Source organism: Devosia geojensis, from assembly GCF_000969415.1.
GTDB lineage: Bacteria > Pseudomonadota > Alphaproteobacteria > Rhizobiales > Devosiaceae > Devosia > Devosia geojensis.
Genome location: NZ_JZEX01000113.1, coordinates 45439 through 66489, shown reverse-complemented (window position 1 = coordinate 66489; position 21051 = coordinate 45439). Strand labels below are relative to the sequence as shown.

The following is a 21051-nucleotide window of genomic DNA, read 5'->3' as shown; positions in this document are numbered from 1 at the left end:
CCCCTATCCCCTCCCCTCAAGGGGGAGGGGCACGCATTGTGCCACGCCCTCGTGGTTCGAGGGTCGCTGCGCTCCCGCCTCACCATGAGGGCTGATGTTGATCCAGTGCCAGTCCAGTAGCCCTCATGGTGAGGTGCCGCGAAGCGGCCTCGAACCACGAGGGCGTGGCACTATCTCCCCGTCGTCGCCGGACGGTGGAAGTCCCTTCGCGCCGCCACGCGGCGCTGCGTCATCGCCCGCATGAAGCGGGCGATGACGACTCGAGGGGTTGGTGGAGGTGCAGAAGCCGCGAGATCGTCTGGGTATGAACAGGGGACGCGGACATGTGCATTCCCCACGCCCGGCTCGCTCCTACGACGCCCTGCGCGCGCTCCGGCGCGGGCGGTTGGGCACGACCGCGCGGGGATTGAGCGGACGCAGGTGCGGCTGATGGTTGGCCATCACACGCTCGATGACGCGGATCGCCTTGTCGGTGCCGTCCTCGGCGTTGATCTCCTCGGCGACGGCTGCCGCGCGATGACGGTAGGAGACGTTGCTCGAAAGGTCCTTCAGCGCCTCGGCGAGAAGCTCGGGGGTGAGCTTGCGCAGGCGCACGGGCTTCGGCCCGCAGCCGAGCTCGTAGACGCGCCGTCCCCAATAGGGCTGGTCGACCGCCTGCGGCACGATGAAGGTTGGGCGCCCGAGATAGAGTCCCGCCGCGGTTGTGCCCGCTCCACCGTGGTGGACGACGGCGCTGACGTAGCGGAAGAGCCGGTCGTGCGGCGCCTTCTCGATGGCGAAGATGTTCTCGGGCAGGTCCGACGGATCGATGCCGCCCCAGCCGCGCGCGACGACCGCCCGGCCACCCCAGGCGCGCACGGCTTCCTTGAGGATCTGCGTATTGCGCTGCGCGCCGAACGGCATGGAGCCGAAACCGATATAGACGGGGGCCTCGCCGGCGGCGAGGAACTTGCGGAAGGCGTCAGAGGGTTGCCAGTTGCTGCGGTCGTGCAGGGGCCAGTAACCGGTGACGATCGCAGTCTTGGGCCAGTCGCGCGGGCGCGGCGAAACGATCGGGGAATAGGCGTAGAGGGTCGTCAGCGGCGAGCCGTCGGTGTTGCGGAAGAGCCCGCCCATCAGCCGCGCGTCGAGCCCCATCAGCTCGCGCCGCAGCTTGTTGCGCGGCAGGTTGTAGTACATCTGCTGCACGGTCATGGCCGTGTAGGTCAGCCGGTTGAAGGCTTTGCCGAAATCCGAGCCCACATAGTACATGCAGAGCGGGAACTCGCTGGTCGAGTTCAGCGGCTGCAACGCCGACATGATCGCCGGGATGCGCAACGCCTCGGCGATGTCGATGCCGAAGCTCGTATTCATGTTGAGGATGATGGCATCCGCGCCCTGGCACATTACCCAGGCGTGCCGCGCGGCGACATCGACGATCTGCTGGCCCTGGCGCAGCAGCGAAGGGCCGTTGATGAGCATCGACTGGCTCATCGCGTTCTCGAAGCGGGACTGCTGCAGGAAATTCTGGATCGAGGCGCCGAGGGAGTGGAACTCGACCCCATAGCCCTCGATCATGTCCTTGAAGTCCTCGGACGCGCCGAGGACGACCGAGTAGCCTCTCTGCTTGAGAGCCACCGCAAGGGCCAGATATGGCTGGACGTCGCCTTGCGTGCCTATGGTGCACAAGGCAATGCGCTTACCCATTCGATCCTCACCACACGCCGTTCGGACCGGAAGCGGGAGCTGCCGGACCATTTACATTGCATCCGGGTGCAATTAAGAACGGCCTCTCACTAGCTGGTTTCATTACAAAAATCGCTGTCGAAGGGCAAGAGAGATGCCATCCCCCGCCGTTTCCGTTCTGGTTGGAGCAACGCTCGCCGGTAACCGGATGTCGGCTGCCTTCGCAGCGTTTTCAAGGGGTTGGTGGGCGGCAAACGCTCGCTAGCTCTTCCCGCAGGGCCACAGCGTGGCCGGGAAGAGCCGAACATGACGAACCGGCGACAGGCATTCTTGGAGCCGCTCTCGATCCGTTCAAATGACGCCGCGAGACCGTCCGCGCCCTGCCGCTTAACCCCCTGACAACCACAATTCCGCGATAATCGGGTTCTCTCTTGGACGAGACGCCCTTCCTTATAAGGAAATCGCGAGAGCCTGGGTCGTTCCGACCCGCCGAGGAAATCATGAGCGAAGACTTCCACCGCATCCGCCGCCTTCCGCCCTACGTGTTCGAGCACATCAACCCGATCAAGGCGAAGGCCCGGGCCGAAGGCGTCGATATCATCGATCTGGGCATGGGCAACCCCGACCTGCCGACCCCCGACCATATCGTTGCCAAGCTCCAGGAGACGGTGCTCAACCCCAAGACGCACCGCTATTCGACCTCGAAAGGCATCCCGGGCCTGCGCAAGGCCCAGGCGAGCTATTACGGCCGCCGGTTCGGCGTGAAGCTCAATCCGGACACCCAGATCGTCGCGACCCTCGGCTCCAAGGAAGGCTTCGCCAACATGGCGCAGGCGATCACCGCGCCGGGCGACGTGGTGCTGGTGCCGAACCCGACCTATCCGATCCACTCCTTCGGCTTCATCATGTCGGGCGGCGTCGTGCGCTCGATGCCGGCCGAGCCCAACGAGGATTTCCTGCGCTCGCTCGACCGGGCGGTGCGCCACTCGATCCCCAAGCCCATCGCGCTGATCCTCAACTATCCAGCCAACCCCACGGCCTATACCGCCGACCTCGATTTCTATGCCGAGGTCGTGCGCTACTGCCGCGAGCAGGGCATCTTCATCCTCTCGGACCTCGCCTATGCCGAGATCTATTTCGACGAGACCGAACCGCCCCCCTCGATCCTGCAGATACCGGGCGCCATCGATATCGCCGTCGAATTCACCTCGATGTCGAAGACTTATTCCATGCCGGGCTGGCGCGTCGGCTTCGCCGTGGGCAACGAACGGCTGATCGCGGCGCTTGCACGGGTGAAATCCTACCTCGACTACGGCGCGTTCACGCCGATCCAGGTGGCGGCGGCGACCGCCCTCAACGGTTCGGACGAGGTGATCGAGGAAGTGCGCCGCATCTACAAGCACCGCCGCGACGTGATGGTCGAGAGCTTCGGGCGCTCCGGCTGGAATATCCCCACTCCCAAGGCCACGATGTTCGCCTGGGCGCCGATCCCGGACCAGTACGCGCACCTGGGCTCGCTCGAGTTCGCCAAGCTGCTGGTCAAGGAGACGGGCGTGGCCGTGGCGCCAGGCGTGGGCTTCGGCGAATACGGCGACCAGTATATCCGCCTTGCCTTCGTCGAGAACGAGCAGCGCATCCGCCAGGCGGCGCGCAACATCAAGAAACTGCTGGGCTCGAAGGCCGGGCAGGGCAACGTCGTGCCCCTCGCCGTCAACAAGTAGCCGGGGCCGAAGACATATCAGCCGCCGTCCCCTGGGACGGCGGCTTTTCGCTGGCTGCGCGCGGATTATACATGACAACATAACTCCGCTTTTGTATGGGATCGGACGATCCAGCGGAGTGTGTCCATGCCTCTCGTTCGCCGCGCAGTGCTTGCTCTTGGCGCCTATGTTCTCGGTGCCCTTGCAGCTTCCGCCCAGTCCGTTTTCCCCGTGACGATCGAGCATGTCTACGGACAAACGACCATCGAGGCCGAGCCGCAGCGCATCGGCACCTGGGGCTGGGGCAACGAGGACGCGGCGATCGCGCTCGGCGTGGTTCCGGTCGGCATCCCCTTCCAGTCCTACGGCGGAGGCGATGACGGCATCCAGCCCTGGATCGAGGAGGCACTGGACGCCGCAGGCGCACCGGCGCCGACCATGCTCGACAATACAGGCGAGCCACCGGTCGAGCAGATCGCGGCGCTGCAGCCGGATCTCATTCTCGCCGTCTTCTCCGGGATCACCGAGGAGCAGTACGCGCTGCTCTCGGCCATCGCACCGACCGTCGCCTATACCGGTGAAGCCTGGTCGACGCCCTGGCAGGAGGTGACGCGCATCGTCGGCAATGCCATCGGCAAGCCGGAGGAGGGCGAGGCCCTCGTGGCGCAAACGGAGCAGTGGCTGGCGGACGAGGTGGCAAAGCACCCGGCGCTCGAGGAAATCACCTTCGCCAGCGCCAACGACTATGACGGCGCCATCGCCGTCTACGCGCCGTTCGATGCGCGCATGAAGTTCCTGACCGACCTCGGCCTCGAACTCGACCCGAGCGTTGCCGAACTGGCGCCGGCGGGCGGCGAGTTCTTCTATTCGCTGAGCTACGAGCTCTTCGATGAACTGAAGGGCGACATCTTCGTCACCTACTACGAGGAGCAGTCGGCGCTCGACGAATTCCTCGCCAAGGCCTATGCCCAGACCTATCCGCCGATCCGCAACGGCGGGCTCGCCGCTCTCGTCGGCACCGAGAACGTCGCCGCCGTCTCCCCGCCCTCGGCGCTGTCGCTGCGCTGGGGCTTCCCCACCTATCTCGGCGTGCTCGCAGAAGCCGCCGAAAACGTCACCAACTGATCCTTACAGGCCCCCTCATGCGCAAGCTCGCATCCCTCACGCTCGCTCTTCTCGCCTCGATCTCCGGTGCGATGGCGCAGGATACATTCCCCGTCACCGTCACCACGGCGCTCGGCGAGGCTCTGATCCCCGAAAAGCCGGAACGGGTGGTCACCTGGGGCTGGTCTGCGCAGGACGTTGTGCTCGATCTCGGCATCGTACCCGTCGGCATGCCGTTCTTCCCTTATGGCGGCGGGGACGACGGCGTGCTGCCGTGGACCGAGGCGAAGCTCGCCGAAATGGGGGCGGAGATGCCCGTGATCCTTCCCAATACGACCGAGCCGCCCGTCGAGGCCATCGCCGCGCTCGAACCCGACGTGATCCTCGCGCCCTATTCGGGGCTGACGCAGGAGGAGTTCGATCTCCTCAGCAATATCGCGCCGGTCGTCGCCTATCCCGAGACGTCCTGGTTCGCGAGCTGGCAGCAGGTTGTGGAGCTCACCGGCGCCGCCCTCGGGCTTTCGGCGGAGGCGGATACGCTCGTCGCCGAGACCGAGGCGTTCATGCGCGAGGAAGCGGCCGCATATCCCGAGATCCAGGGGGCGGTTTTTGCCAACGTCCTCAACCGCAACGATGGTCAGGTCGCCGTGCGCATGGAGAAGGATCCGCGCGTGCAGCTCCTCGTCGATCTCGGCATGGTCGCCGCGCCCAAGGCGCCCGATGGAGCGATGGTGCCCACCGGTATTTCCTATCTCCTCAGCTACGAGAATTTCGACCAGATCGAAGCCGATATGCTGGTCACCCTCTTCGACAGCGACCAGATCGCCGACGAGTTCTTCGCGCTTTCCTATATCCAGCTTGCTCCTCTGGTCGAGAAGGGCGCCTATGCGCGGCTGACGGGTATCGAGAAGACCATGGCCGTAGCGGGCGCCGTCACTCCGCTCTCGCTCCGCTGGGGTTTTCCCGAATACATCAAGGTCGTAGGCGAGGCAGCGAAGGTGGCGCGGCAATAGCGCGCGTCCCGTAAACTCCTATTGACGGCTAGGCGATTTCCTATTCATGTGTCGCGCCATGAGCGACATACAATCCTTCCGCCAGACCGTCGAAGCCTTCATCTCCGCCCGCGGATGGACGCCCACCCGTTTCGGGCGGACGATCGCGGGCGATCCGCTCTTCGTCTTCGACCTGCGCGAGGGCCGCGAGCCGCGTTCGGATACGCGCATGCGCATCCTCAAGGCCATGCAGGAGTTCGCCGATGCCGGCAGCGATACGCCGCTGCGCATCGGCGTCGCCGGCCTCGGCAATGTCGGCGCGACCTTGGTGCGCATCCTGCAGAAGGACGGCGTGGAGCTGACCCGCAAGCTCGGCCGCCAGATCGTGGTGACCGCCGTCGCCGCCCGCTCGCGCTCGCGCGACAGGGGTGTCGACATCTCCGGGCTCGAATGGTTCGACGATCCGGTGGCGCTCGCCAAATCCGACCGCATCGACCTTTTCGTCGAGCTCATCGGCGGCGAGGACGGACCTGCCTATGCCGCGGTGAAAGCGGCGCTCGAGATCGGCCGCCCGGTGGTGACGGCCAACAAGGCGCTGCTCGCCAAACATGGCGTTGCACTCGCCAAGGTCGCCGAGGAGGCCGGCACGCAGCTCGGCTTCGAGGCGGCGGTCGCCGGCGGCATCCCGGTCATCAAGACGCTGCGCGAGGGGCTGGGCTCGGCCTCCATCGAGCGCGTCTACGGCATCATGAACGGCACCTGCAACTACATCCTCACCCGCATGGGCGAGGAGGGGATCTCCTTTGCCGAGTGCCTCAAGGATGCGCAGGAGCTGGGCTACGCCGAGGCCGACCCGACCTTCGACGTCGAGGGCTTCGACACCGCCCACAAGCTCGCGATCCTTGCCACGCTCTGCTTCGGCTACGAGATCGCCCCGGACCGCATCCATGTCGAGGGCATCACCCGCATCTCGCAGGCCGACATCAAGGTGGCGGCGGACCTCGGCTACAAGATCAAGCTCCTCGGCATTGCCCAGCGCTCGGACGGCGGCATCGAGCAGCGCGTGCATCCGACGCTGGTGCCCAAGGGCAGCGCCATCGCCGGCGTCGACGGCGTGATGAACGCCGTCGCGCTCGAAACCGACCATGTGCACGAACTGCTGCTGGCCGGCCCCGGCGCCGGCGGTCCGCCGACGGCATCCTCGGTGCTCTCGGACATCCTCGACATCGCCCGCGGCACCAAGGTCCCGCCGCTCGGCGTCTCCAGCGCCGAGCTCCTGCCCTATAAACAGGCGCCCATGCGTGCCCATGAGGGCGGCTACTACATCCGCCTCAACGCCAAGGACGTGCCCGGCGCGCTCGCCGCCATCGCCACCCGCATGGCAGAGCGCTCGATCTCCATCGAAAGCGTCATACAGCGCCCGGACCTGCACGTTACCGACCCCGCCGGCGAAGGCATGCGCACCCGGACGGTCGTCCTCCTCACTCAGGATACCCTCGAGGCGGATGTGCGCGAATCGCTTGCGCTGATCGCTGACGACGGGTTCATAGTGGGGGAGCCGCAGCTGATCCGCATAGAGACTCTCTAGGGCTTGGCGCCCGCCATAACGGCGCCGTAATGCCGGACAAGGAGAGCGGGCGCAAAACGGGTGGGGGAGACGGCCATGAAACTGACCAAGGCGGACAGCAACAGGACGCCCGCCCACATCGACCGCGCCCTGACGCTCGAGATCGTGCGCGTCACCGAGCACGGCGCCATCGCCGCCGCCTACTGGCGCGGCAAGGGCGATGAGAAGGCCGCCGACGAGGCCGCAGTCGAAGCCATGGGCGGCGAGCTCGCCAAGGTACAGATCAACGGACGTATCGTCATCGGCGAGGGCGAGCGGGACGAGGTGGACAGCCTCTATATCGGCGAGGAAGTCGGTGCCGGCACCGGCGCCGAGGTCGACATCGCGGTCGACCCGCTCGAGGGCGTTACCCTTTGCGCCAAGAACCAGCCCGATTCGATCTGCGTGCTGGCGCTCGCCGAGCGCGGCGGGCTGCTGAACGTCGCGCGCAACGTCTACATGCACAAGATCGCCATCGGCCCCGGCTATCCCGAGGGTCTGGTGCATATCGAGCGCAGCCCGACAGAGAACGTCACGGCGCTCGCCGAAGCCAAGGGCGTGCCGCTCTCCGAGATCACTGCGTGCGTCCTTGACCGGCCACGTCACGCCGCCCTCATCGACGAGTTGCGCGCCTGTGGGGTGGCAGTCAAGCTCATCAGCGACGGCGACATCGCCGGCGTCATCCACGCGGCGCAGACCGAGGACACCGGCATCGACATCTATCTCGGCTCCGGCGGCGCGCCGGAGGGCGTTCTGGCCGCCGCGGCGCTGCGCTGCACCGGCGGGCAGATGCAGGGAAAGCTGATCCTCGATACGCCCGAGAAGCGCGATCGCGCCCAGCGGATGGGAATTGCCGACCCCAACCGCATCTATGAAGTGACCGATCTGGCGTCCGGCGACGTGCTCTTTGCTGCCACCGGCGTCACCGACGGCAACATGCTCACCGGCGTCAAGTTGCGCCGCGACAGCGTCGAGACCTCCACCATCGTCATGCGCTCCTGGTCGCAGACCATCCGCTGGGTGAATGCCCGCCACGCGCGCTGAGGATTTGCACAGCCTGCATCACCCCGGGGACTAGCCCCATGGCCCCGCTTGTGGCTTAGCTTTGCCCATGCTCGACGCCCCGCGCACATTCCTCGACGTCAAGAGCTCGATCACCGGGCGAACATGGATCGATCGGCTCGACGCCAACGCTGTGCGGAACGCCGGCGCCATCGGCCAGCGCACGGGACTTTCCGAAATCCTCGCCCGCATCGTTGCGGCGCGCGGCGTCGGCATTGACGATGCCGAACGCTTCCTCGAGCCGACCATCCGCGAGCTGATGCCGGACCCGTCGACCCTGACCGACATAGATGCGCTCGCCGAGCGGCTGGTCAGGGCCATCACCGACAATGAGCCGGTGGCGCTCTTCGGCGACTACGACGTCGACGGGGCCTGCGCCTGCGCGCTGATGAGCCGGTATCTCGCTCATTTCGGCGTCGTGCCGAGCGTCCATATTCCAGATCGCATCTTCGAGGGTTATGGCCCGAACGTCGCGGCGATGGACAAGCTCATCGACGCCGGCGCCTCGCTCATCGTCACCCTCGACTGCGGCACGACGAGCGACCACCCCATCGCCCACGCCCGCGAACGCGGCGCCGACGTGCTGGTCGTCGACCATCACCTGTCCGACCATGAACTGCCCCCCGCCAACGCCTTGGTCAACCCGAACCGGCCCGACGACATCTCCGGTCTTGGCTATCTCTGCGCCACCGGGGTGACGTTCATGGTGCTGGTCGCCGTCAACCGGCTGCTGCGCCAGCGCGGCGACACCAACCTGCCGGATCTGATGGGCTTTCTCGATCTCGTGGCGCTCGCGACGGTCTGCGACGTGGTGCCGTTGACCGGGCTCAACCGCGCCTTCGTCCTGCGCGGTCTCGAGGTTGCGCGCTCCGGCCGCAACCGGGGCGTTTCGGCTCTGGCTCTCGCCGCCCGCATCAATGGTCCGCTCAATCCCTATCACCTCGGCTTTCTCATCGGCCCGCGCATCAATGCCGGCGGGCGCATCGGCGATGCGGCGCTCGGTGCGCGTCTGCTGAGCCTTGACGACGAGCACCAGGCGCTGGCCATCGCCGCCCGGCTCGACGAGCTCAATGTCGAGCGCCAGCGCATCGAGGTCGAGGCGGTCGAGGAAGCTGCGGCCGCCGCCGAGGCCGAGATCGGAGGCGGGGAGGGGCCGCCGGTCCTCGTTTTGGCCTCCGCCAACTGGCATGCCGGCGTGGTCGGCCTTGTCGCCTCGCGCCTGCGCGAACGCTTCGAGCGGCCGGTCGTCGCCGTCGCCCTCAATCCGGATGGCACCGGCACCGGCTCGGGCCGCTCCATGCCGGGGGTCGATCTCGGCCGGGCGATCATCGACGCGGTCGAGACCGGCCTCATCGCCAAGGGCGGCGGGCACGCGATGGCTGCGGGCGTGACGCTGCGCAACGGGGAGCTCGCGGCTCTGCGCGCCCATCTCAATGCGGCTCTCGCCGAGGCCGTCGCCGCCGCTCGCGCCGCCACGGCCCTGAAGATCGACGCGGCGCTGACGGCTCGTGGCGCGACGCCCGAGCTCGTGCACGAGATCGAGCGGGCAGGGCCTTATGGCGCCGGCAATCCGACGCCGGTCTTTGCTTTTCCCGCCCATTGGATCCGTTTCCCGCAGGTCGTCGGCAAGGGCGGGCACGTCAGCTTCTCGCTCGGCAGCGACGACGGCGCCAGGCTCAAGGCCATCGCCTTCCGCGCCGCCAACAACGCCATCGGCGATGCCCTGATGCGCGGCCCCGACGGCGGCCCCCTCCACGTCGCCGGCACGCTCTCGCTCGACCACTGGCAGGGCCGCGAGCAGGTCCAGGTGCGGGTCGTCGACCTCGCGAAGCCGTGAAAGAGCGTCTTGCATATCCGTTTTCGGGAGCTAAACTATTGGAAGGCATGACACCGGCAGCGTCCGCGGGGCGCGGGCCATGGTGCCTTTCGCCGCCCCTGTAACTCCAGCGGCTGCCACATTGAAGGCGGCGCCGCGCAAGTTCGGACCCGTCAGCAGTATGACCAAGACAGCCGTAGACCAGTCTCGCAGCGGCACCTCGCTTTGGACGCACCTCTTCTCGCGATTCGTGGAATGGGCGGGCCTGCGCCTCATCGGTAACCCGAAATACGGCGCAGTGACCGTCATTCTGCCCAACGGACGCACCCGCACGCTGGGCAACCCGGCCACCGGGCAGCATGCGGTCCTGCGTCTCAAGAACTTCCGCGTGCTCTCCGAAGCCATGAAGCGCGGTACGGTCGGTTTTTCCGCCGCCTACATGAACGGCGATATCGAAGTCGACGACCTGACCGCGCTGTTCCGGTTCTTCCTGCAGAACCGCGACATGTTCGACAACGCCAATCCCGGCTTCTTCCGCAAGGCCGCCCAGGACCTGCACTACCACATCTCGCGTCGCAACACACTCGAAGGGTCCAAGAAGAACATCGCCGAGCACTACGACCTCGGCAACGACTTCTACGGCCAGTGGCTCGACCCTTCGATGACCTATTCGTCGGCCGTCTTCACCTCCGGCGACCAGAGCCTCGAGGAAGCCCAACTCGTCAAATACCGGCGCGTGGCCGACATGGCCGGCGTGACCGAGGGCTCGACGGTGCTCGAGATCGGCTGCGGCTGGGGCGGGTTCGCCGAAACGGTGGCGCGCCACTACAAGGCGAAGCTGCGCGGCATCACCCTTTCGGCCGAACAGCTCAAGTTCGGCCTCGAACGCCTAAAGAGCCAGGGCCTCGACAAGTTCGCCGAGCTGGTGTTCGAGGACTACCGGCATACAGAGGGCCAGTTCGACCACATCGCTTCCATCGAGATGATCGAGGCGGTGGGCGAGGATAACTGGCCGAGCTACTTCCAGACGCTCCATGACCGTCTGAAGCCCGGCGGCACCGCCGCCATCCAGGCCATCACCATCAACGAGGCCGATTTCGAGCACTACCGCAGCGGTCCCGACTTCATCCAACGTTATATCTTCCCGGGCGGCATGCTGCTGACCAAGACGGTGATGAAGGAGTTCGGCGAGAAGGTGGGGCTGGTGCTGGAGAATGCCGAGAACTTCCGGCTCTCCTATGCGCGCACGCTGGCCCTCTGGCGCGAGCGGTTCCTGGAGCGCTGGCCGATGATCGCCCCGCTCGGATACGACGAGCACTTCAAGCGCAAGTGGGTCTACTATCTCAGCTACTGCGAGGCGGGCTTCACCGAAGGGTCGATCGACGTCGGCATCTACCAGTACCGCAAGCCGGCCTGATCAGGCCGGTCGCGCGAGTGAATGAGGGCGGTCCCCCGTGGACCGCCCTTTGCTTTATGGTGCGGGAACGCCGTAGGCGCGCGCGATGTCGTCGAGCAGCAGGTGCGCGCAATAGATGCCGATGCCTGCGTTCCAGATCAGGTTGTCCGCCGCATGCGCCTTGCCGGCCTCGACAGCTGCGAGCGATTGCCAGAGCGGCTCACCGGTCCAGTCGGCGAGATAGGCGACCGAATCCGCATCGGCGTCCGAGAAATAGAAGATCCGGTCGCCCGCCATGTCGGAGATGCGCTCCTTGCCGATCTCCTCGCCGACGCCCGGCTTGTCCTGCGCCGCCGGGCGCGTGAATCCGATCTCGGCAAGGATCACGCCGGGGAAGTTGTCGCGGAAATAGAGCCGCGTGCGGCCGGGCGAGAACCGCACCAGCGAAATCTCCTCCTCGACCGCCGGCCCGAGTTCTTCGCGCAGGCGCTCCACCCGCGCATCGAACGCGGCGAGGTCCGCCGTCCCCTTCTCGGCAAGACCCAGCGCATCGGCATAGAGCTCGTAGTTCTCCCGCCAGACGCCGCCTATGGTCTGCGAGAAGACCGTGGGCGCGATGGCCGAGAGCTGGTCGTAAAGCTTTTCCTGCCGGACCTTGGAGCCGATGATGAGATCGGGCTCGAGCGCGGCGAGCCGCTCGAGATCGACGGCGGTTTCCGTGCCGAGCGGGACGGTCTCGGCCAGGCCGGCGGCGATATGCTCGTACCAGGGGTCGGCGTACCAGGATTGCACCGCACCGACCGGCGCCACACCCAGATGCACCACAGCCTCGGTGCCTTCATTCGTCAACACCACGACGCGTTGCGGATTGTCCGGCACGTCCGTGACCCCCATGGCATGGGTGATCTCGCGCGCCTCTGCGGATGCGGTGAAGGTGGCGGCAATCATCAGCGTCGCCAGCGTCGTGCGGGTCGTGGGCATTGCATTCTCTTTCCGGTCTGGGCGGCAAACACAGCCAAAGTTAATATGACTGTCAACATCCGCTTATTGAAGCGTCGTCGGACCGCAGGCGGCTTGACAGGTCCGGTGCGGACCGGAATAGGTGCGAGGAATTCTTGTGCTCGACAATCAGGTTTGACAATGCAGCATCGGACCCTCCTCGCCGCCGCCATGGCCGCCGCCGTCGCGCTTTCATCGGCTGCCCATGCGCAGTCCTGGAGCTATACGGACGACTCGGGTCAGACCGTCACCCTCGACGAGGTGCCGACGCGGATCGTCGCCAGCGCCGACGCGGCCGCGGGGCTCATTCCGCTCGGCATCCGCCCGGTCGGCATCTATGCGGACAGCGCGGTCGCCGACAGCAAGCCGCTGCAGGGGCTTGACCTCGCCGGCATCGAGATCGTGGGGCAGGCCTGGGGCGAGATCGACATCGAGAAGGTCGCGGCGCTGGAGCCGGACATCGTCATCGCCGAATACTGGCCGCTCGACGACGCCTGGAGCGGCGGACCGGGCGTGACCGGGGCCGAGAGTCCGTTGCGCGCCCTGGCGCCAATCACCGGCCCGACGGTCGGCGATTCGATCCTTGCCCTCGTCGAAGACTACGAGGACCTCGCCACGAGCCTCGGCGCCGACCTCAGCGAACCGCAGGTCGCCGCCGACAAGGCGGCGTTCGAAGAGGCCCGTGCCGCTTTCGAGGAGGCCGTCGCCGCAAAGCCGGGCCTAACCGTGCTCGCCGTGTGGGCCGGCGCCGACGCACTCTATGTTGCCGCGCCTGCCGGCGCCTCCGAACTGGTGGATTTCGAGCGCTGGGGACTCGACATCATCACGCCCGAGGTGGCCGACGACCGCGGTTACTTTGAAACGCTGAGCTGGGAGCAGGCCGACAAATACCAGCCGGATCTGATCCTCGTCGACAACCGCTCCGCCACCACGCTCGAGACTGCCCTCGCACAGCCGACCTGGACGACGATCAAGGCGGCGCAAGCCGGCGCGGTCGCCGAATGGCCCGCCTACTGGCTGCGCAATTACGGCGCCTATGCCGGCGAACTGGAAAAGCTCACCGCCGCGATCAGCGCCGCCGACGAGAACCTGACCGACTAGGAGCACGACGCCTGTAACATGACTTGACTATTCATGTTTGGGCTCGATAGGTGAGGCGATCGCCCAGCCATGGAGGGCTCGATGGCCTCTCGTCGCTACCTCGTTCCGCTCATTGCCACCCTGCACCTCGCGCTGGCGGCTTCCGTGCAGGCCCAGCAATGGAGCTATATCGACGGGTCGGGCGCGACCATCACGCTCGATGACGTTCCTCAGCGCCTCATCACCAGCGCCGTTGCCGCCGCCGCGCTGATCCCGCTCGGCATCCGTCCGGTCGGCATCTTCGCCGATAGCCCCGCCGAAGAGAACAAGCCGCTGCAGGGGCTCGATCTCACCGGCATCGAGATGGTCGGCACCGCTTTCAACGAGATCGATATCGAGAAGGTCGCCGCGCTCGATCCGGACCTCGTCGTCGCCGAGTTCTACCCGATCAACAGGACCTGGGCCGGCGGCAAGTCCGTGACCGGGGAGGGCAGCCCCCTGCGCGACCTGGCTCCCGTGACCGGCCCGGCGCAGGCCGACAGCATCGTCACCCTCATCGAGGATTACGAGGAGCTGGCCGAAAGCCTCGGCGCCGATCTCTCGGCGCCGCAGATCGCCGCCGACAAGGCTGAGTTCGAGCGCGCGCGTGACGCCTTCCAGGCGGCCGTGGCGGCGAAGCCTGGCCTCACGGCGCTGGCGGTCTGGGCCGGTACCGACGCGTTGCACGTCGCCGCGCCTGAAGGCGCTGCCGAGCTCATGGACATGCGCGACTGGGGACTCGACCTCATCACGCCCGAGACCGCCAACGACCGCGGTTATTGGGAAACGGTGAGCTGGGAGAACGCCGACAAGTACCAGCCGGACCTCGTCCTCATCGACAACCGTGTCGCCAGCAACCGCGACGACGCCTTCGCCCAGCCGATGTTCACCGCCATCAAGGCGGCGGAAGCCGGCGCAGTGGGCGAGTGGCCCGCGTTCTGGCTGCGCAATTATCGCTCCTACGCCGAGCAGCTCGACAATCTCACGGCCGCGATCGAGGCCGCCGACGAGAACCTGGTCGCGCAGTGATGGAGGCGTCCGTCCGTCCCACGGTGATGCGCTACCAGGCGACGCTCGCTCTCGGCCTTCTGGGGCTGGCGGTGATCGTTGCCATGGTGGCCTTCCTGTCGATGACGGTCGGCGCGCGCGCCATTCCGCTCGACATGGTGTGGACGGCACTCACCGCTTTCGATCCGGATTCCACCGACCACCGCATCATCTGGGACCTGCGCCTGCCGCGCACGCTGATCGGCCTGCTGGTCGGCGCCGCCCTCGGCCTCTCGGGCGCCGTGCTGCAGGGCGCGACGCGCAACCCCCTCGCCGACACCTCGATTCTCGGCATCCACGCCGGCGCGGCCGTCTTCGTGGTCATGGGCATCACGCTCTTCGGCATCACTCAACTCAGCATCTACGTCTGGCTGGCCTTTGCCGGGGCGGGGGTGGCGATGTTCGTCGTCTACGGCATCGCCTCCATCGGACGCGAGGGTGCGACCCCGGTGAAGCTCGCCCTCGTCGGCGCCGCCATGACCGCGGCGCTCACCTCCGTCGTCAGCGCCGTGCTGCTGATGAGCCCGACGACCTTTGATCAGTTGCGCTTCTGGCAGGTCGGCTCGCTCGCCGGTCGCGACATGGCCGTGCTCATGCAGGTGCTGCCGTTCCTCCTCGCCGGCATCGTGCTGGCGCTCGCTACCGCCCGTATGCTCGATGGCCTGTCGCTCGGCGAGGACGTCGCCCGCTCCCTCGGGCAGAACGTCAAAATCTCGCGCGCCATCGCCGGACTTGCCGCTGTGATCCTCGCCGGCTCGGCGACTGCGGCGGCCGGTCCGATAGCCTTCGTCGGCCTCACCGTGCCGCATGTCGCGCGCGCTGTCACCGGGCCCAACTACCGCTGGATCCTGCCTTATTCCATGCTGCTGGCGCCGATCCTGCTGCTGGGTGCCGACATCATCGGGCGCGTCGTGGCGCCGCCCGGCGAGGTGCAGGTCGGCATCGTCACCGCCGCCATCGGCGCGCCGTTCTTCATCGCGCTGGTGCGGCGCCGGAAACTGGCGACCCTGTGATGACGACACTTGTAGAAGCCAGCGGCATCTCCGCCATCCGCCAGTCCCTCGCGGCGCGCCGCCGGCGTGTCACGACACTGCTGGTCGTCGCGCTGCTCGCCGCCATCGCCGCCTCGCTCTATCTCGGTGACTATCCCGTCGCCCCGGATGCGATCGTGCGCTCGCTGCTCTCGCCGCTGACCGGCGAGGTCAACCGCGGCGTTGATTTCATCGTCCTCAACGTGCGCCTGCCGCGCACGACGCTCGCCATCCTCACCGGCGTCGCCTTCGGCCTTTCCGGCGCCATCTTCCAGACGCTGCTGCGCAATCCGCTGGCGAGCCCCGACATCATCGGCATCTCGCACGGGGCGAGCGCGGCGGCGGTGATCTGCATGCTGGTCTTCGGCATAACCGGCGTCGGCGTCTCCCTGGGCGCGCTCGCCGGCGCCATGCTCACCGCCTTCGCCATCTACGCGCTTGCCTGGCGCGGCGGCGTCACACCCTACCGCGTCGTGCTCGTCGGCATCGCCATCGCTGCGATCATGGGCGCCATCATCAGCTATCTCTTCACCCGCGCCCGCCTGCAGGAAGCCCAGGAGGCGCTCGCCTGGCTGGTCGGCAGCCTCAATGCCGCCAACCTCAACGATATCCTGCCGCTCGCCGGGGCGCTGGTGCTGCTGATCCCGGCGACCGTCTATCTCGTGCGCTCGCTCGATGTCCTCCAGCTCGGCGACGACGCGGCCACGGCCCTCGGCAACCGGGTGGAACCCACCAAGCTTGCCCTCATCGTCGTCGCCGTCGCCCATGCCGCCTTCGCCACCGCCGCGGCGGGACCCGTCGGCTTCGTCGCGTTCGTCGCCGGCCCCATCGCGCGCGCACTCCTCGCCGGGGCCGGCGGCGGCTTCCTGCAATCGGCGCTTGTCGGCGCCATCGTCATGCTGGGGTCCGACATGGTCGCCCAGCACGCGCTGCCGGCAACGCAACTGCCCGTCGGCGTCGTCACCGGCATTTTCGGGGCCGGATTCCTGCTGTGGTTCCTGGCGGCCGCCAACCGGCAGGGACGGGGAGGGTAGAAGAAATGACCGGAGCCAAGCCCATGACCACCCGCCACACCCTCGCGGCCACCGGCATGCACCTCGCCTATGGCACGCGCGAGGTCGTCAGCAACCTCGATATCGCCATCCCGCCCGGCAAGCTGACAGTGATCGTCGGCGCCAACGCCTGCGGCAAGTCGACCATGCTGCGCGGGCTTGCGCGTCTGCTGGCGCCGACCCACGGCACTGTGCTCCTCGACGGCAAGTCGATCCACGCGATGTCGACGCGCGAGGTCGCGACCATTCTCGGCGTGCTGCCGCAGTCGCCGACCGCGCCCGAAAGCATCGTCGTCGCCGACCTCGTCGGGCGCGGCCGCTATCCCCACCAGGGATGGTTCCGCCGCTGGACCGCCGAGGACGATGCCGCCGTCGCCGAGGCGCTTGCCGCGACCGACACCCTCGAGCTCGCCGACCGCCCGGTGGACGAACTCTCCGGCGGCCAGCGCCAGCGCGTCTGGATCGCCATGGCTCTCGCCCAGAAAACGGACCTGCTGCTGCTCGACGAGCCGACGACTTTCCTCGACATCAACCATCAGGTCGAGGTGCTGGATCTCCTCACCGACCTCGTGCGCGGCGGGCGCACTGTCGTCGTCGTGCTGCACGACCTCAATCTCGCCTGCCGCTACGCCGACCATATCGTCGCGATGAAGGCCGGCCGGCTTGTTGCCGAAGGGCGGCCGGTGGAGGTGGTGACCGAAGAACTGGTGCGCGACGTCTTCTCGATGGACTCGCGCGTGGTCGTCGATCCCATCTCGCAGACGCCCATGATCGTGCCGATCGGGCGGCATCATGCGCAGGCGCGGGAGAACGCGTAGGGTTCGTTGAAGGCCCCCTCACCCGGCGGCTACGCGCCGACCTCTCCCCCGAGGGAGAGGTGGTGGACGCCCAGGCGAAGTGCCCTCTTCACCTCTCCCTTTGGGGGAGAGGTCGCCCGAAGGGCGGGTGAGGGGCCTTTCATTCACTAAAGCTGATCAACCTGATCATCTTTCAAGCTGACCTTGCGGAACGATGGTGCTAGGGGGTAGGGCAATTGCATTGCCCTGACGCGCGCCTGTTGCAGAAAAAATGATCCGCCAGTTCTTCGCTTACTATGCGCCCTACAAGGGGCTGTTCTTTCTCGATTTCGGCTGCGCCATCGTCGTCGGCCTGCTTGAGCTCGGCTTTCCCATGGCCGTGCAGGTCTTCATCGACCGGCTGCTGCCAAGCGGGGATTGGGCGTTGATCCTGCTGGCGGCCGGCGCGCTGCTCGCGATTTACGCCGTCAGCGCAGGATTGCAGGCGATCGTCACCTATTGGGGCCATGCGCTCGGCATCGGCATCGAAACGGACATGCGCCGCAAGGCCTTCGATCATTTGCAGAAGCTCTCGTTCAGCTTCTTCGACAATCACAAGACCGGCCACCTCATCACCCACGTCACCAAGGACCTGGAGGAGGTGGGCGAGGTCGCCCATCACGGGCCCGAAGATCTCTTCATCGCGATCATGACCTTCATCGGTGCCCTGGCGCTGATGATCTCGATCAACTGGCAGCTGGCGCTCATCACCGCAACGGTCGTGCCGTTCATGACGTGGCTCGCCAGCCGCTATGGCGCGCGCATGACCTCGGTCTGGCGGCAGGTGTTCGGGCGCGTCGGCGATTTCAACACCCGCATCGAAGAGAGCATCGGCGGCATCCGCGTGGTCAAGGCCTTCGCCAACGAGGACCACGAGCGGGTGATGTTCGAGGCCGACAACCAGAGCTACAGGCGCACCAAGCTCGAGGGCTACCGCGCCATGGCCGCCTCGACCACCATGACGTACCTGGCGACCCGCCTCATCTATGTCGTGGTGATGGTCGCCGGCACCTGGTTCGTCATGGACGGCAGCCTCTCCTATGGCGGGTTCGTGAGCTTCCTCCTCTTGATCAACGTCTTCTTCCGGCCGATCGACAAGATCACCAGCGTGCTCGAAACCTACCCCAAGGGTGTCGCCGGGTTCCGGCGCTACCTCAACCTGCTGGCGACCGAGCCGGACATTGCCGACCGCAAGGGCGCGCGGGCGGTCGATCACCTCGACGGCGACATCGTCTACGACAATGTGAGCTTCGGCTATACCGGCGAGCGCAAGGTATTCAGCGGGCTCAACCTCTCGGTCAAGGCCGGCGAGACGCTGGCTTTCGTCGGCCCGTCGGGCGCCGGCAAGACGACGATCTGCTCGCTGCTGCCGCGCTTCTATGAGATCGACGAGGGCGCGATCACCGTCGACGGCATCGATATCCGCGACATGACGCAGATGTCGCTGCGCAGCCAGATCGGCATCGTCCAGCAGGACGTGTTCCTCTTCGGCGGCACGCTGCGCGAGAACATCGCCTACGGCCGCCTGGGGGCGAGTGACGAGGAAATCATGGATGCCGCCCGCCGCGCGCGGCTGGAGCCGGTCATCGCCATGCTTCCGGAGGGCCTCGACACGATCGTCGGCGAGCGCGGCGTCAAGCTCTCGGGCGGACAGAAGCAGCGCGTCGCCATAGCCCGCATGTTCCTGAAGAACCCGCCGATCCTCATCCTCGACGAGGCGACCTCCGCGCTTGATACCGCCACCGAACAGGCCATCCAGAAGTCTCTCGGCGAGCTGGCCGAGGGCCGCACGACGCTGGTCATCGCCCACCGGCTGGCGACCATCCAGAACGCCGATCGCATCGTCGTCGTCGACGAGACCGGTATCGTCGAGCAGGGCACGCACGAGGAGCTGCTGGCCCGGGGCGGCGCCTATGCGCACCTCTACCGCGCCCAGTTCGGCTCGCTGGTGGCGTGAGGAGAAACCGAGTGGAACCCGACTATATCCGCCGCATCCTCTCCGCCTCGGTCTATGACGTCGCCGTCGAAACGCCGCTCGAGCGCATGAAGCGCCTCTCCGAACGTCTGGGCGTCGATGTGCTCCTGAAACGAGAGGACCTGCAGCCGGTCTTCTCGTTCAAGATCCGCGGCGCCCACAACCGCATCGCCATGCTCACGGAAGATGAGAAGGCGCGCGGCGTCATTTGCGCCTCGGCCGGCAATCATGCCCAGGGCGTAGCGCTCTCGGCCGGCCGGCTAGGTGTGCGCGCTGTGATCGTCATGCCCAAGACGACGCCTTCCATCAAGGTCGAGGCGGTGCGCGCCATGGGCGGCGAGGTCGTGCTCTTCGGCGACAATTTCGATGCGGCCCGTGATCACGCGAACGGGATTGCCGAGCGCGAGGGACTGGTCTTCATCCACCCCTTCGACGATCCGGACGTCATCGCCGGCCAGGCGACCATCGGCGTCGAGCTCCTGCGCCAGCACTCGGGCCCGCTCGGCGCCATCTACGTGCCCGTCGGTGGGGGCGGGCTCGCGGCGGGAATCGCCGCCTACGTGAAGTTCCTGCGTCCGGACATCAGCGTCATCGGCGTCGAGCCGGAGGATGCGGCCAGCATGAAAGCGGCCATCGCCGCCGGGCATCCGGTGGAGCTTGAGCGCGTCGGCATCTTCGCCGACGGCGTCGCCGTGCGCAAAGTCGGCGAGGAGACGCTGCGCCTCTGCAGGGAGCTTCTCGACGGCATCGTGACCGTGACGACCGACGAAATCTGTGCGGCGATCAAGGATATCTTCGACGATACCCGCGCCATCGCTGAGCCGGCCGGCGCGCTGGCGCTCGCGGGCCTGCGCAAGCACGTGGCCGAAGGTGCGGCCCCACAGGGCCCGCTCGTTGCCATCAACTCCGGCGCCAACGTCAATTTCGACCGGCTGCGGCATGTCGCGGAACGCGCCGAGATCGGCGAGCGCGCAGAGGCGCTGCTTGCCGTCACCATTCCCGAGCGGCCTGGCAGCTACAAGGCGTTCATCCGGCTCCTGGGCGACCGCGCCATCACCGAGTTCAACTACCGCTACGCCACCGGCAGCGCCGCGCAGATATTCGTCGGCGTCAAGCTCAAGGCCGGAGACCGCGAGAAGCAGCAAATCCTCGACTTGCTGGCGGCCGAGGATCTGCCCGTCGTCGACATGACCGACAACGAGCTCGCCAAGCTCCACGTGCGCTACATGGTCGGCGGCCGGGCCGCCGATGCTGGCGATGAGGTGCTCTACCGCTTCCAGTTCCCAGAGCGCCCCGGCGCGTTGCTCGACTTCCTCGAGGGCCTGCAGCCGGACTGGAACATCTCGCTTTTCCACTACCGCAACCACGGCTCGGACTACGGCCGCGTGCTCGCCGGCATCCAGGTGCCGGTGGCGGAACGGCCTGCGTTCCTCGCTGCGCTTGACAAGCTCGGCTACGACTATTCGGACGAGACCGCCAATCCGGCGTATCGGCTTTTCCTGGATAGTCGCAGTTGAAGGCCTATTCCCGCTCATCCACCGGGTCATTCCCGCGAAAGCGGGAACCTCTGTTTTAAGCTTCCGGATCGCAAACGGAGGTCCCCGCTTTCGCGGGAATGACTCGGGTGAGTGTGAAGCAATTGCTTTCCGGC

The 21051-nt window shown here is 66.7% G+C and carries 16 protein-coding genes; 14 read left to right on the top strand and 2 right to left on the bottom strand.

Features of this window, described 5'->3' with window-relative positions:
* Positions 1-351 precede the first annotated feature (351 nt).
* Positions 352-1686 carry a glycosyltransferase gene (locus VE25_RS12310; protein WP_052731929.1) on the bottom strand — a complete coding sequence of 445 codons (1335 nt, stop codon included), beginning with the start codon at positions 1684-1686 and terminating at the stop codon, positions 352-354.
* Between the two features lie 479 nt (positions 1687-2165).
* Here VE25_RS12310 and VE25_RS12305 point away from each other — a divergent pair, with 479 nt between their 5' ends.
* The 7 genes from VE25_RS12305 to VE25_RS12275 all read left to right on the top strand — a co-directional run bounded on the left by VE25_RS12305 (position 2166) and on the right by VE25_RS12275 (position 11362).
* The gene (locus VE25_RS12305; RefSeq protein WP_046108921.1) at positions 2166-3386 is read left to right on the top strand and encodes an LL-diaminopimelate aminotransferase; all 1221 of its coding nucleotides are present in this window, start codon (positions 2166-2168) and stop codon (positions 3384-3386) included.
* Between the two features lie 126 nt (positions 3387-3512).
* The gene (locus tag VE25_RS12300) at positions 3513-4490 is read left to right on the top strand and encodes an iron-siderophore ABC transporter substrate-binding protein (protein ID WP_052731928.1); all 978 of its coding nucleotides are present in this window, start codon (positions 3513-3515) and stop codon (positions 4488-4490) included.
* A gap of 17 nt (positions 4491-4507) precedes the next feature.
* Entirely contained in the window at positions 4508-5482 is a 975-nt protein-coding gene (locus VE25_RS12295) for an ABC transporter substrate-binding protein (RefSeq protein ID WP_046108920.1), read from the top strand.
* A gap of 226 nt (positions 5483-5708) precedes the next feature.
* Entirely contained in the window at positions 5709-7049 is a 1341-nt protein-coding gene (locus VE25_RS12290; RefSeq protein ID WP_046108930.1) for a homoserine dehydrogenase, read from the top strand.
* A 75-nt stretch (positions 7050-7124) separates the two neighbouring features.
* Complete coding sequence (glpX, locus tag VE25_RS12285) at positions 7125-8111, top strand: class II fructose-bisphosphatase (protein ID WP_046108919.1); 987 nt, start codon at positions 7125-7127, stop codon at positions 8109-8111.
* 67 nt (positions 8112-8178) lie between these two features.
* Positions 8179-9966, top strand: a complete 1788-nt coding sequence (gene recJ, locus VE25_RS12280) for a single-stranded-DNA-specific exonuclease RecJ (protein WP_046108918.1) — start codon at positions 8179-8181, stop codon at positions 9964-9966.
* A gap of 160 nt (positions 9967-10126) precedes the next feature.
* Positions 10127-11362 (top strand): SAM-dependent methyltransferase, encoded by a 1236-nt coding sequence (locus VE25_RS12275; protein ID WP_083988902.1) that lies wholly within the window; start codon positions 10127-10129, stop codon positions 11360-11362.
* A 54-nt stretch (positions 11363-11416) separates the two neighbouring features.
* Here VE25_RS12275 and VE25_RS12270 read toward each other — a convergent pair whose 3' ends face one another.
* Complete coding sequence (locus VE25_RS12270; RefSeq protein ID WP_046108917.1) at positions 11417-12322, bottom strand: ABC transporter substrate-binding protein; 906 nt, start codon at positions 12320-12322, stop codon at positions 11417-11419.
* A gap of 159 nt (positions 12323-12481) precedes the next feature.
* Here VE25_RS12270 and VE25_RS12265 point away from each other — a divergent pair, with 159 nt between their 5' ends.
* The 7 genes from VE25_RS12265 to ilvA all read left to right on the top strand — a co-directional run bounded on the left by VE25_RS12265 (position 12482) and on the right by ilvA (position 20917).
* Positions 12482-13441, top strand: a complete 960-nt coding sequence (locus tag VE25_RS12265; RefSeq protein WP_046108916.1) for an ABC transporter substrate-binding protein — start codon at positions 12482-12484, stop codon at positions 13439-13441.
* 81 nt (positions 13442-13522) lie between these two features.
* On the top strand, positions 13523-14488 hold the full coding sequence (locus tag VE25_RS12260; RefSeq protein WP_046108915.1) for an ABC transporter substrate-binding protein: 966 nt from the start codon (positions 13523-13525) through the stop codon (positions 14486-14488).
* Positions 14488-15519 (top strand): FecCD family ABC transporter permease, encoded by a 1032-nt coding sequence (locus VE25_RS12255; RefSeq protein ID WP_046108914.1) that lies wholly within the window; start codon positions 14488-14490, stop codon positions 15517-15519. Before VE25_RS12260 ends, VE25_RS12255 begins: the two co-directional genes overlap by 1 nt.
* Positions 15519-16571 (top strand): FecCD family ABC transporter permease, encoded by a 1053-nt coding sequence (locus tag VE25_RS12250; RefSeq protein ID WP_046108913.1) that lies wholly within the window; start codon positions 15519-15521, stop codon positions 16569-16571. The genes VE25_RS12255 and VE25_RS12250 overlap by 1 nt, the downstream gene beginning before the upstream one ends.
* Positions 16572-16576: 5 nt before the next feature.
* Positions 16577-17407, top strand: coding sequence for an ABC transporter ATP-binding protein (locus tag VE25_RS12245; RefSeq protein ID WP_046108912.1), 831 nt, complete (start codon positions 16577-16579; stop codon positions 17405-17407).
* Positions 17408-17657: 250 nt separating this feature from the next.
* The gene (locus VE25_RS12240) at positions 17658-19382 is read left to right on the top strand and encodes an ABC transporter ATP-binding protein (protein WP_046108911.1); all 1725 of its coding nucleotides are present in this window, start codon (positions 17658-17660) and stop codon (positions 19380-19382) included.
* 11 nt (positions 19383-19393) lie between these two features.
* The gene (gene ilvA, locus VE25_RS12235; RefSeq protein WP_046108910.1) at positions 19394-20917 is read left to right on the top strand and encodes a threonine ammonia-lyase, biosynthetic; all 1524 of its coding nucleotides are present in this window, start codon (positions 19394-19396) and stop codon (positions 20915-20917) included.
* Positions 20918-21051 lie beyond the last annotated feature (134 nt).